We start from the raw sequence: 14,342 nt of genomic DNA, 5'->3' as shown, positions 1-14,342 counted from the left end.
TTCTAGTTTTGAATTGAATATTATTCTTTAAGTTGTTTTGTTGGTGACCAATCTGTTACATCTGATTTTAATTTTACGAAAAACGGCTCGGTCTGTGACCATCCAATTTTAAAGGCTCCCTTTAAATTTGTTGTTGTTTCTTCGGTTAGATTTTCCGGTGATTTTCCATATTTAAAAGTGAAAATCGAATCTTTTTCGCTTACCGTATAGCCTATGCCTACACCATCATGGGTCCTACCCAAAAATTCTATCATGGGGAAATTGGAGTTTTCTACAGGCGGATTGCTTCCTTTTTTTGATGAGGCAGTTTTAACTTCAATTTGCATAGGTGACCATAGGCCTACGTCTATCTGAGTGGCATTTGGGTCATTTTTAAAGTTAAATTTCAATGCATCATCTCCGGGTTTTATAATTGGGAGTTCAATACGTTCTTTGCTGACTGACTCGCCTTTATCATTAAAAAGCTCATACGCCAACGTATACCCATTCATAATATAAGCGGGAATATCTTGTTGGTTTCTAGGTAGCAAAGAGATTGCTATTTCATCTTTGTTTATTGTTGCTTCTAAACCTTGAACGGGTGCATAGATATCTTGAATCTGTTTGTAGGCTTTTTTCCTGTTTCGCCATACATCCACAACCCCCCAGGCTCTATTTTCTGATGGAGGCGTGGCTTTATAATCGCTTCGGTAATCATTATAGGTCCATAGAGATGAGCCAACTACGTAAGGTAACGTTCGTATTTTATCAAGTTGTTCAATAAGCCTATCACTAAACTTGGCATCGGATGTGAGTCCTATCTGTTTGTCGCCAATCTCTGAAATAAAAATAGGTTTCCCCGGAAATCTGGCATGGGCCTTACTCACTTTTTCATAGGTCTCTCCATAAGAGTTCATACATAGCAAGTCCAGTTTTTCATAGGGTTCGTTACCGGGTTTTGCCAAAGGCAGGTGAGATGTAAAACTTACCACTGTTTTTAAGCGTGTGGAATCAAGGGAGGCCACGTGATCCAGCATATCGTTTACATAGTTATACTGGTCAGGAGTCATGGTCATGTCTTCCCATTCGCCATCTGGGTTGCCAATTTCATTGCCCATGCTCCAACCTACTACACTGGCGTGGTTATAATCGCGCGTAATCATTTCGTTCAGCCACTTTTTTGTCCTTGGGTTATTGGGTATGGCATTTGGTGCACCACGACCCCAGACCGGGATTTCTTCAATTAGCATATAGCCGATACTATCGCAGAACTGTAAAAGGTTTTTTGATACAGGTGCGTGCATGATTCTTGAAAAGTTTCCGCCTAGGGCTTTAATATCCAAAATATCATTTTTAATAAGTTCATAAGGTTCTGTATTACCGAAAAAACGATGGTCGTGTACCCGATTGAAACCGTTTAAGCGCACCGCTTCATTGTTGAGGTATAATTGCTCCCCAATAGCTTCCATTTTCCGAATACCGAATTTGTCGGAAACGGCATCCAATTCTTGGGAATCAGAAGCAATAGTACTGTTTAAAGAGTAAAGGTTAGGACGGTCAAAATGCCATAATTTTACTTCTTCTAACGGTTTTTGAAAAGTCAGAACCTTAGTCGTAATCCCATTTTTACTAGCAGTAAGTTCAAGGGTTTTGGGCGCCCAAGCTTCATTGTCCGGACCGGATATTTTAGTGTTTACAGTAATATTTTTTTCCTGGCCGGAGTTATTTTCAACTGTATAGGAGATAGCTATAGCTGCCATACCCTTATCAAAATTGGGAACTGCGGAAATATGTTGACGAACCAAACGGACATCATTATGGGCAAGCAAGGAAACGTTTCGGCTTATGCCGCCCCAAGCCCACCAAGCGCCTCTTCTAAACGTATTATCGGCCATGACCAAAATTGAGTTCGGTTTATCGGTCAGTACTTGGTCTGTAATATTAAATTCAAAAGGGGTGTAGCCTCCTTCGTGGGCTCCCAATAACTTACCGTTCAGCCAAACTTTTGAGGTTTCGTAAACGGCATCGAACTTTATACGAATCTGCTTTTTTTGCCAGTTTTGAGGAATGCTAAAATTGCGTTGATAGTACCCTTTGCCCTTAAAATGGGCATATTTGTTCTCAACGTCCCAATTGCCTGGAACGGAAAGCGTATCCCATTTTGTATAATCGGCAGTTAATAGATTTTCTTCACTTTCTTCATTAGATGCCAAAAAGTGCCATTTCCCGTTAAGGGATAGAGTTTCATTTTCTAGTGATGTTTCTGCAGATTTGTCCGTGCAGGAACTTAGAAACAGGAGGCTAAAAAGCGCTATGGAAGCAAAATTTCTCATGTGTACTTTTTATTTTTTGATGAATTTTATAGCGGCACCACCATGCTCCGCTAGGCGAACGGTGAGTGTTTTGTCCTTTGTAACCGTTTCCGATGATTTTTTAAAGGGTACGGCCGTGTTCCATTGGCGTAGGTCTGCCTCTTTGTTCAGTCCTTTTAAATCAATACGTTTGGCCTCGGTATCGTCAGTAAAAATTTCTGCGATATATTCGCCATTACCTAAAAAACTACAGTCAATTTGTAGTTCTTGGGCCGGTCCACTACGTAGTACGCCCAAATACCAATCATTTTTCGTGCGTCTGGCTATGGCTGCCAGTTCACCAATTTTACTTTGGGGCAGCACAAAGGTCTCGTCCCAGACCGAAGGCACCGTCTTAATAAAATCCAGTGCTGGCGCAACACTCTTGGTTTTTAAAAGGAATTGGGTATTTTCGGCAATACAGTTAAAAGGGGAGTAGAAAGTAACCAAAGTGGCCAATTGATGCGCCCATGTAGTTTCTCCGGGTTCGGTAAGACCAAGAGGGGTATAATCACCATGTCCTGTTACATATCTTGTAAAAGGTAATGCCGCATTGTGCGAAGCGGTCAAAGGACCTTCTTTCATATGGTTTACTTCTAAACCTCGTATACCTTCACGCGTAACTTCGTTTGGATAGGTGCGATACTCGCCCGAGCTTTGTTGGCAGCCATGAAAATTGACCATCAATTGTCTTTCTGCCGCTTTTCTCAATAAGGCTTCATCAAAAGATATGATGTTTTTGCTCTGGCCGTTCATAAAATCTACCTTAACTCCAACAGCGCCTGTCTTTTTTACACTATCCAAAAAATGCCCCATTACCGCATAGTCGTCTTCAAGAAAATTGATTTCCTTGGAGTGCTTCCATACAAAGATCCCAACCCCTTTTTCTTTGGCATAGTTGGAGAGTTCTGTCACTTTGGTCCATTTATCAGGCCATCTTTCCCAGCCATCATCAACCATATTATATGAAAAGTTAAGTTCTACGGCATCATCTACCATATCATGCTCTTCTTTGTAATCTACATATTTTCCGGACCACCAGTGCCAAACAGATTTTCCGGGTTTTAACCAGTTGGTGTCTGCAAATAACTTAGGGTCGGGAGCAGGGTTTAATGAGGCTACCATGGTATTGTTAGCCAAATCGTTTAAAGTGTCCGCCAATAGAATACAGCGCCATGGTGTGGTTACATTACCTGTAATATCAAAACCGGCATCACCTTCTTCAAAATTGGCCTTAAAGGTGTTGTTGCCAATTGCTTCCAAACGCAGACCGCTATAATTATAAAGTGCGGCTTCGGCCAATAAAGCATAACCTCCTTGCGGAAGTTCGCAAGTAAGCGTTAAGCCTTGAATGGGGCCCATCTTAGAAACTGTTGGCATTTCGGAAATATCAGCGGAAAGCCATTCTCCTGCGTGAGATTTTAATTTCCAGTCGCTATCGCGCTCAAAGTACCAAACTTTGGTTTGGCTCGGTATTTTAAAGCTACTTTCTTCGCCCTGAACATGTTGTGTGCCTTGTCCGGAAACCACATAACGGTAAGCTACCCCTTCATTAGAAAGTTGAAACTCTAATTTCCAGTCGGTTCCATCTGCCTCTGAAACTTTGTAGCTATATACATCTCCTTTGTATGAGGCCTCACTTTTTATTCCGTTTAGTGGAAATTGGGTTTGTATTTCTTTTTGCTCTAGAAGAGTTATCTCCACATTTTTTCCAAGGAGCTTATCGTTTACTTTAATACCCAAAAGAGAGGTGTCTAAAACTACCTTCTTTTTTTTGGTGACTAGGAACGCTAGTTGACCATTTGTAGCGGTAAACAAAGAAACATCCGTAGTGCCGTGGCTTAAGGTTTTATTATTTTCATCATCACCTGTACTGGTCTTACAAGAAAAAACCACAAATAAGAAACCAAAAAATAAAGCAGATTTGTAGAATAGGTATTTCATTTTGTATTGCTGTTTTTTTAGTTTTTTTGAATTATTTGCGATAACCATGTTCTCATAGTTTTCCGTTCCTTTAGCTCATATAAGGGCCACGAATTGGTATGGTTTCTAATGGGGATATCCAAAAAAGTAAAGTTTCCTTTTATTCCCGATTGGGCAATGTAGTTTTTTGTTTCTCTCGTTCCCTGACCTTCGGCGCAAATAAGTTGGGGTCTTCCGTTAAGTCGTTTCAATCTTTCAATGGCCGATGCCTTATCGGAATTAGGGTAGTCCCATGTTTTTAGACCATCGTAATGAGAATTAACAATAAAGGCTTTCCACAGATTTGAAATTTCATTGTCATGAAGCCCTATATAATTTACGGCGATGGCTCCCCTTGAAAATCCTGCTAAAATAAGGTTGGAAGCATCACCTCCAAATTTGTTGCAAACTTCGTTTACAACATCTATGCAGTATTTTTTTGTGGCTTCAATATTGCCCCACCACCATTTTTGGTTTTCTTGGCCATTGGTGCTAATAAAGGGCATACTCACCCAAATAAAACCTTTGCCTTCGCTTAGTCCGTACCCCAAATTGCAACCGTCTACCTGACCTGTTGAAACATCTCCGTAAGCACTTGTGTAAGGTCCGTTGCCCGGAAATTCTATAATGACTGGGTATTTTTTACCTTCCTTATAGTCGGTAGGCAAGTAAACTAAATGGTAAACATCTGTGTTTTGATACGGGACCAAGGTTTGCCTTACACGTTTACCGGCTTTGGGTTTGCCTTCCGTTATTTTGGGAACAAACAGGTCTTGGTGAAAAGAACTGATATCCTGCAATTGGGCAACCGCATCTTTCTGGGCTACTACTTGAGTAGTGCCTAGAATAAGAAAAATACAGATTCCAGTTACCTTTTTCATTTTATGGAATTAGTTGTAAACCGATATTTTGAAAACAGAAACTGGTATGTGAGCTTCTTTTTTGTTGAACTCAAAGACCAATGAATTGGTGGAAATAGCTTTGTCCAATTCAATGGTATTTATGGCCTGGTGGTTTCCAGTGACTTCCTTTAGGAGATTTCCGGAAGCATCTTTAACGGTATAATCGGCCACTACAAAAGGAATAACGTCTTCCGGATGCCCCATAAGCGTAGTTTCCAAAGCGTGGTCATAATCGCAGTCAAAAAAGAGTTTCACGGTTTTAATAGCAACATTATCTTCCCATTTTAGGCGTAATATGGGTTTTTCGTCCTCAATTTTGGCAACCCATGCATTGGTGTTTCCGTTTGAATTGGGCCTGACTTCTCCGTTTTTAATATTATCTACCTCAAAAATGGGCAAATTCTTTGTCATCTGAAGGGCAATATTTTTTCCTTTAGGACGTCGCTCAGGAGTCCAGAACTCAAAACTATCGATATTAATATCCGCTGGAGGGTCTTGTCTTCCAAAATTGGACACGGCTTTGTTTATTTTATTTTCAACGGTCATTAAGCCTGTAATGCGCTCATCTGAAAGACGTACTTTCACCTTTTCGTTTTTCATAAGACAGAAGAAAGAGTAGTGGTCCTGCGTTTGTGTCCTTGAAGTTGAAAAAGTAATTTCCTGTTTTCCTTTAGTTAAATTGAACTCCTTTTTATCAATGATTACATCTGGTGTAAAATGGGTACAGGCTGAACTGCTCTTAAGTTGAATTTCCAAGGTGGTGGCTTCTAAAGCATCCACTTCAAATTCAAAGCTATAGGTTTCATTAGCCTTAAGAGGAACCATTTGGGCCAAACCGAATTTTAATACCTGCCAATCATCTGAAGCGGCAAAGCCCGAAAATGCTAAAGTAGAACTAGCCTCTATGTTGGCTTTAACTGCTAAGTCTTCGGTATCTTTTAAGGATAACCGGGGAATACTTTGCCCATTTCTGTTCAGGGCCAGTTGTAGTGTTTCAATTTTGTCCTTGGAAGCGATATCCCTTGGCAATAATCCTTCATTTGTACAGAGCACGGCAGCTTCACCGACTGCTTGCGCCCCGTGTGCACAGGTAAGCATTACCCTTGATGAACCAAAGGCAACATGACTAGCACTTATAATCCTGCCAGCAAGAAAAAGGTTGTCTATGTTTTTAGAATAATAACAACGGTAAGGAATAGAATATACGCCTTTGCCATGCCACTGCGTACATGAGTTGTGTTTACTGTAAATACCATCGGCGGGATGCAAATCCATGGCCCAACCTCCAAAGGAAACCGCATCATAATAATCACGTTGTTCAACAATGTCTTTTTGGGTAAGCATAAAATCGCCTTCAAAACGGCGACTTTCCCGCTTACCGGGAATAGTTCCTACCCATTCTAAGGTAAGGTTTGCGGCTTCGGGATATTTACCGCTGTTCTTTACGTAGTCCCAAATACCATAGACCACTTTCCAAAGTTCAAATTTTATGTCCTCGGATTGGTGAATGGTGTCCAAACGTCCACCGTGCTCTACCCACCATAATTTACAACCATGGTCACCCAATTGAAAGTTCTTGATTCGCGGAAGTTCATCTGCATTTTTTATAGCAAAAGAGGGAGCGGTGTAGGATATAGGTTTACCTACGTCTTTGGTATAGAAGTAAAGCGAATGTCCTAAAAGATTACCATAGTCCTCAATGTTAGGAGCAAAACCTTCATCAAATTCTTCTCGGGTTTCGGCACCCATACGGAATGAAGCTCCTGCCATAAAAGCAACAATGCCATCACCGGAAGCATCACAAAATAGAGGGGCTTTTGCTGTGTAGGTGGTTGAGTTTTGGCTACAAAAAGCGGTAACCGATTTTATCTTTTCATCTTCACCTTTTTCAACATCATACACGGCTGTATTCAGCAATAAAGTAATGTTTTTTTCTTCATATACTTTTTCGAGTAGTACGGTGTCAAAAATTAGTGGATTCCCTTCCTTGTTCCGTTTAAGGTTATCCAAAAGAATTTCATTGATCAAACCGCCTTCTCGGCTCCATCGGTTATTGTTTCCCATATGGGAAGTTGCCCCCAAACTCCAAAGACGAACTTCAGAAGAGGCGTTGCCCCCAAGTACAGGACGATCTTGAAGAAGTATTACTTTTAGACCCGAACGGGCAGCCGTAATTGCGGCACAGACACCTGAAAGACCGCCTCCAACTACAACAAGGTCTCCTTGTAGAGGTACGGTTTTAGTGATTCTTTTTTGGGAACTATAGGCTTCTGAAATCATATAATGTAATTTGTACTTTAGTGTTTAGATTGGGTATTTTTTATTTGGAACGTTCTATAGTGGTTTTAAAGATGATATAACTACCTAGTAATAAGACTAAGGTTCCCATGCCGCCTACCAAGAGTGCACCAGTTTTAGCAATGAACGATAAGATTAAAATCATTAGACCTGTTAGCGCCACACCAATGCCGATGACGCGCGTTCCTTTTTTGTTTCCGGCAGATGCTTCTTCTTCCGTCTCAGAAATTTTTTCAGCTACTATAAGTTGATAGTTATCATATTGTTTGGTCTCTTTTTTCTGGGTACGCGCATATATTTCGAATGCAGCTAGGAGTACTATGGGAATACCCATGCCAAACCCCATTTCTTGGGCCCTATCAAACGAAAAGTTAAGAAGGGTAGGGGCTAAAAATTTAAAAAAGGCGTTGATGGCCAAGGTAATGACCGTAACAATTAAAGCGCTCTTTCCAGTCTGGTATTTACTGAACAAGGCCCACATAGGAGGTAAGAACATGGCTCCTCCTGTAATGGCTGCCAAGCTCATAACTACTTCAACAATACCTCCCATATATGGAACGAGAAGAGCAATTAGAATCGTAAGTATACCTAACAATATGGTAGCGGTCCTACCTACTTTTACCAATTTATCTCCGTCCGCGTTGGGTCTAAAATGTTTGTAAACATCATTGGCCAAAACACCTGCCGAGATATTTAAGGTTGTGTTTACAGAGCTTGAGGTGGCAAAAATCATTCCGCCTAACATTAAACCTAGCATTCCAACAGGCAGTACTTCCTTGCACATTAATAAATAAGCTCCTTCATCTGCCAAGCCACCTAGTTCCGGATTAAGGATTCTATAGGCCATTGGAGGTAACATCCAAATTAAGGGACTGACTAGGTAAAGGCCACCAAAAAGCCATCCCACTTTTTTGGCATCCTTAGGAGTGGCAACACTTGTATAGCGTTGAACATAGGCCCAGTTGCCTGCAATAAAGAAAAGGTTGTATAAGCCAAAGGCAATCATAAAACCCCAGGTATATTCCTCGTTAACCAGATTGAAAAAATTCTCGGGTGCTTTTGAAACAAAGTTGTCTATACCTCCAATTTTGTCCAGCGAAAGCGGAACCACGATTAAAACAGCTGCAGTAAGCACCACAAACTGTAAAACGTCCGTAACGATTACCGCCCACAGACCGCCCACAGCTGTGTAAATCAAGATTAGGATACCGAGCGCAATAATGCTGGTGTGGATGGGGAAACCTGTAGATACCTCCACAATCTTAGCTACCGGATACAGGAAGGCACCGGTGGTAAAGATGGATATCAATAAAAACAGATAGGTGTAAATTTTTTGTGTATTGTAACCTAAACGGTCCGTAATGAATTCGGCCGCGGTAAGTGCTTTTGTTTTTTGCCATTTAGGAGCAATGAAAAATCCGATAAGCACGCCGGCAATGCACATCGTGGTCTGTATGGTAATGGCTACCCAACCACTGGAATAGGCTATGGAGCCCCATACGACAAAAGTACCTGCCGAAAAGAAACTCATAAAGAGCGAAAGGCCGCTCATCCACCAGGGTAGTGCTCCCCCTGCCGCAAAAAAAGATTTCATGTCTTTGCCGGATTTAGAAAAACTTAATCCGCATACAAATACAAGCAGTGTAAAAAGTAATATTACCGTGATATCTATTTTGCCCATTCTTGTTTTTATGAATATACTATTATTCTTGTTTTTGTATTGAATAAATAGGGGATAAACTTGTACCCCCTATTTTTAAAAAACTAACAAAAACAAACTCAAAATTCTCTTCTAATAACCGGGGTTTTGTGTTACAATATTTTCGGTAGCATCAATTTCGGCTTGTGGTATAGGCCATAAGTAATGTTTTCCAGCATCAAATACCCTCTTTTCCAGTTCCCTATAGTCCAAGTTTCCTAGTTCAACCCTAGGTTGGGTGGGCGCACCGGTGTAATCTATATGACCGTCATCATCAATATTTGGTACGAAACCTAAATCTCCTATTTTGCTAAATCCGTTTGCGGGACCGCCCAAAAGTGTTGTGTTCAATACTTTTTCGGCAATTCTCCATCGTTTAATATCAAACAATCTTAAGCCCTCATCGGCAAACTCAACTTTACGTTCCCTTCTAACAATTTTTCTAAGCTCTGCCTGATCGGTAGTGGATACAGCCGGAAAAGGCACCTCACTATTGGTATACGCTCTTTCGCGTACTGCATTAATAGCGTTCAGAACACTACCGTCTATGGAGCCACCTTCAATTTTTGCTTCGGCATAATTAAGAAGAACTTCGGCATATCTCAATAAATAAATGGTCTGCTCGGATTGTAACGGACTTGGTCCACCGGACAAAGAACCCAATAGTCTTGGGGCATCCGAGAATTTTTTCCAGAAATAACCACTGAAAGCGGTAAAACGGTTAGCACCTCCGGTAACGTATTCCGTACCGTCATAGGGGTCTACTATGGCTCGCCCTGCTGGGTTGGCAGAATTTGGGTTGAATACACGCTCTACTTTAACACCGTCCTCTATTCGCCATGTGGCAATACTATCACTATGTTGTTGAATAATATGGCCTGTCCAAACTCTGTTGGGTAGGGCGATAGTTGCTTCCAATCTTGGATCTCGATTTTCAAACGGATTGGCAGGGTCGTATTCCGGGTCCTCATCAATAGGTAGTCCGTTTATGGTCTCATAACTGTCTACCGTTTGTTGAGCAGGTACTAGTTGGCACCATCCGCCAAATCTACTGCCTTGTCTTTGTGATAGGCCGTGGGTTTTTGTTCCGTTTATATAAGAAAGGTCGAATAAAACTTCGGACGAACCTACACCGGCATCTGTAAATAATGCCTCGTAATCTGGGTACAATGAAGGCGTTTCAGGCGAATTCATGACTTTAAGAGCGGCACTTTCCGCTAATTCATAATCCTCATTATAGAGTGCGATACGTGAAATAAGTGCGTTTGCCGCGTTTGCCGATGCACGACCTCTCTCCGTAGCCGGTTGCGTAGGAGGGAGTATGGCAGCAGCTTCCTGCAAATCAGATATAATACTTGCTACAATTTCAGCTTTTGGAGTTCTGGCTACTATTTCTAGTTCTTCCAAAGAAGTTACTTCAGTTCTAAAAGGAACGTCTCCGTAAAGTTCCGTTAGGTAACTATAGAAAAGCGAACGTAGAAAAAGGGCTTCCGCCTTAATTTGCTCAAAACGGTTAGGATCCGATGCATCTACTGCTTTGTCCATATTGGTCAATAGGTTGTTGGCGCGTTGCACTCCCGTATAGAAATTATTCCAAAAACCATTTACAAGGCCTTCAGTAGAAGTGAGCCCTCCTGTAGTTGCCGCAATGGTTCCGCCCACATTACCTCTATTGAAAGCGTAATCTGTGGTATGATCCAATAATTGCGGAAAAGGAACCGCATTTACATAATTTAATTGCTCGTAAACTCCGGTAAGGGCAACCTCTAGTTGCGCTTCCGTTCTAAAGAAGGTTGCATCGGTAGGGCTTCCGGGGTCTTCCAGATTAAGAACATTGTCTTCACAGGACCCTAAAATCAGAAGGCCCACGCTTAAGATGATATATTTTATATTTTTCATTGTATTGTAGTTATGCTGTTAGAATGTTACGTTTAGCCCCATGGTAAAAACCTTGGTTACGGGATAAAAATCTCCTGAAGAAAATTGGGGTGTTAAAGGATCTATCCCTTCTGGCATGTTGTCCCAAGTGGCCAAGTTTTGCCCGGAGACATATATTCTAGCATTTGTAATGCTGAACTTATCAACGAAATCTCTAGGAAGTTTGTAGCCCAGAGTTACGTTTCTTAATCGTACATAAGAAGCATCGTGCATCCAGGTTTCGTTAACACGCCAGTTAGGGTGTGAACTTCCAGGTGTTAACCTTGGGTATTCTGCACCTGTATTGTTCGGGGTCCAGAAATCGCCTTGCCATTCTTGGATTTTACCGGCATTGTAGAAAGCCCAACCGGCATCACCTTGCAATACTACATCACGTCCTCCTGCCCCTAATAGGGAAACGGAAAGGTCTAGACCTTTGTACGCCGAGAAAAGTTCAAGGCCCCAGTTTTTAGTGGTAATGTTACTACCTATAATGGTACGGTCATCATTCGTAATCGCTCCATCGGGAACACCGTCCGGTCCTGAAATATCGGCATATTTGATATCTCCTGCCTGAATGGCTCCAAAACCAGGAACAGGTAGGTTACCGTTTAAGTTTCCATCTGTATCAAAATCACTTTCTTGATAAAGTCCGTCTACTTTAAGTCCGTATATAGCACCTATTTCCTCGCCAACTCTATTTATTGTATTTCCAGGAGGTAATTGGTCCAACCCTCCCAAATCTTTGATTTCATTATCAAAACCGGAATAGTTAAGGTTGATGCCATATCTAAAATCTTCACCGATCATATCGTTCCATCCAATGGAAATGTCATAACCTGTGTTCCATACTTCACCGGCATTTTGAACCGGAGCGTCAAGACCAACGGAAGTAGGAATGGTAACCCCTAACAAAATATCCTTGGTTTTACGTACATAATACTCACCGGTTACTGAAAGTTTACTGTTAAAAAGTTTGGCGTCAAAACCTACGTTTTGGGTTTCTCCTGTTTCCCAACGCAATTGTGAGTTGGCCAATACGGTCTGGGCGCCACCTACAACAGGTGTACCACCTAAAACAGCATTGGCATTACCCAACCCGAACAATGACGTATACGGGAAGTTTACTTCTTGTGCCACGGCAGAACCGTCGGAACCTTGAATTACATCCCCATTATTGTCCGTTTGATTATTGGAATAGATGAACTGGTTGCCTAGTTGCCCCCATGAAGCCCTGAATTTTAGAAAATTAAGAGTTTCACTGTCCTGTAAAAATTTCTCTTCGGAAACTACCCATCCCACGGAAAATGAAGGAAATGTTGCTGAACGGAAACCTTCTGCAAAACGCGAGGAAGCATCCCTTCTCACATTGGCCTCAAGAAGATATTTGTCTTTAAAAGAGTAGTTAACTCTCCCAAAAACGGATTCTAGACCATTAAGTGTAGAACTACCACTGTTTAATTGTGTATCCGGTAGACCGTTATCCAATCCGCGGAATTCATCCAAAACAAATCCTCTTCTACTTGCCGTCCATATTTCTGAATTGAATTTCAAAAATTCGTAACCACCTAAGACGGATATGTTGTGATCTCCAAATTCCTTGCCCCAATTGGCCACGGCATTGAAGTTATCTTGAAAAGTGGTAAAAGTCTCTTTGAACAAAGAGCTCTCGCCAACGCCACCGCCAACTGTTGTAATGGCAGGTCCGCCAGAACCTTCGTAATAGGTATATCCTGCTCTAAAATCATCTCTGTCCCTGTCAAAAAATTGAGGGGCATAGGTAGCCGAAACGGAGAAATTATTGAAAGGACGGTACGTTACCTTTGCCAACGCCCTAAAGTAATTTGATATAGTTTCGTCCTGAGCGCTAGAATTTGCTAGAGCAATTGGGTTACTTCCTCCAAAACCAGAACCATAGGTTCCGTCATCGTTAAACGCGATAAATAGAGGTTGCAAACGATAAGCCGAACGGGTAAGGTTATTTAGTCTTGCTGGCTGACTTTTTATCTCTCTTCTGAAGTTAAGGTCAAAAGCAAGGTCTAGCTTTTTGTTTATAGCGTAATCTAAATTGAACCTACCATTGTATCTTTTAAAATTAAAGTTGGGCACATTTCCCTCTTGATCGGTATAGGATATGGAACTTGATACTTTTAATTTTTCTGAACCACCACGAACAGAAAGACTGTGGTATTGTTGTAGAGCGGCAGAGTTAAAAAGAAGATCAACCCAATCCGTATCCGGTAAGGCTTCCGTACCTACACCGTTACCTGAACGGTATTGGTTTAAGGTTTCTTCTGAAAATGCTCCTGGCTCTGCACTATTAAAGGCTTCCATATAGCCTAACGCATCCATGAACTTTAAGTTTTGCGCTACGCTTTGGATACCTACATATGTATTATAGGTAGTTGAAATTTTACCTTCTTTACCTCTTTTGGTAGTAATAAGAATTACCCCATTTGCAGCACGTGAACCGTATATGGCCGCTGCCGAGGCATCTTTTAGAACGGAAATGGATTCAATGTCACTGGGATCTAATCCGTTGATGTCATCCGGGATACCATCTACCAAAATCAAAGGATTGTTTTTAGCACCGTTTCCTAAGGTACCAACACCACGAATTCTAATTGCGGCACCATCCGCACCGGGCTGGCCACTAGACTGGGTAGCGGTAAGACCGGGAACAAGACCTGCCAAGGCCTGAGAGGCTTGGGCAACAGGTTGCTTTGCTATTTCTTCCGCTTTTACTGTTTCTACGGAACCGGTTAGATTAACCGCTTTTTGGGTTCCGTAACCTACTACTACAACTTCATCTAGTTGTGAAGCTTCTTCGGCCATAGTTACGTTTAAGGTAGTTTGACCGTTAACCGCTTTTTCAACGGTGCCATAACCAATAGAACTGAAAATCAGGGAGGCATTTTCTGAAATTTCAATAGTAAAATTACCGTCGAAATCTGCTACAACACCATTTGTAGTTCCTTTTTCTACAATGTTGGCGGCGGGTATGGGGACACCCTGTTCATCACTTACGGTACCTGATACCGTAATTTGTGCCGATATTTCGCAAAGTGCGAAAATCGATAGGAGAAAGAATAAGACTGCTTTTTTCATAAGCTTCGGTTTTTGTTGAGAGGTGAATAGTGAGTTATTTAGTTTAAACCCTACTAGTTTTAAGTCTAGTCTGGTCTAGTCTGTTTAACAAATAAATAACATTATTATATATTTGCCAAATCTTTT

Annotated in this window: 7 protein-coding genes; all 7 read right to left on the bottom strand. The window is 41.5% G+C overall.

Annotated features, from left to right (window positions below; all coding sequences use genetic code 11):
• Positions 1-20 precede the first annotated feature (20 nt).
• On the bottom strand, positions 21-2,312 hold the full coding sequence (locus SJY45_RS06540; protein ID WP_400073730.1) for a glycoside hydrolase family 2 protein: 2,292 nt from the start codon (positions 2,310-2,312) through the stop codon (positions 21-23).
• Positions 2,313-2,321: 9 nt separating this feature from the next.
• Positions 2,322-4,274: a glycoside hydrolase family 97 catalytic domain-containing protein gene (locus SJY45_RS06535; protein WP_400073729.1), complete on the bottom strand. Its 1,953-nt coding sequence runs from the start codon at positions 4,272-4,274 to the stop codon at positions 2,322-2,324.
• A 17-nt stretch (positions 4,275-4,291) separates the two neighbouring features.
• Entirely contained in the window at positions 4,292-5,173 is an 882-nt protein-coding gene (locus SJY45_RS06530) for an alpha/beta hydrolase family protein (RefSeq protein ID WP_400073728.1), read from the bottom strand.
• A 9-nt stretch (positions 5,174-5,182) separates the two neighbouring features.
• On the bottom strand, positions 5,183-7,474 hold the full coding sequence (locus SJY45_RS06525) for an FAD-dependent oxidoreductase (RefSeq protein ID WP_400073727.1): 2,292 nt from the start codon (positions 7,472-7,474) through the stop codon (positions 5,183-5,185).
• A 40-nt stretch (positions 7,475-7,514) separates the two neighbouring features.
• The gene (locus SJY45_RS06520; protein ID WP_289062304.1) at positions 7,515-9,086 is read right to left on the bottom strand and encodes a sodium:solute symporter family protein; all 1,572 of its coding nucleotides are present in this window, start codon (positions 9,084-9,086) and stop codon (positions 7,515-7,517) included.
• Between the two features lie 198 nt (positions 9,087-9,284).
• The gene (locus SJY45_RS06515; protein ID WP_215439710.1) at positions 9,285-11,090 is read right to left on the bottom strand and encodes a RagB/SusD family nutrient uptake outer membrane protein; all 1,806 of its coding nucleotides are present in this window, start codon (positions 11,088-11,090) and stop codon (positions 9,285-9,287) included.
• An 18-nt stretch (positions 11,091-11,108) separates the two neighbouring features.
• Positions 11,109-14,216, bottom strand: a complete 3,108-nt coding sequence (locus tag SJY45_RS06510; protein ID WP_400073726.1) for a SusC/RagA family TonB-linked outer membrane protein — start codon at positions 14,214-14,216, stop codon at positions 11,109-11,111.
• Positions 14,217-14,342: the final 126 nt, after the last annotated feature.

Origin of the sequence: Zobellia russellii (assembly GCF_044597075.1) — a bacterium.
Classification (GTDB): Bacteria; Bacteroidota; Bacteroidia; order Flavobacteriales; family Flavobacteriaceae; genus Zobellia; species Zobellia russellii.
The sequence above is the reverse complement of the archived record's forward strand: the minus strand, read 5'-3'. Positions and strand labels throughout refer to the sequence as shown.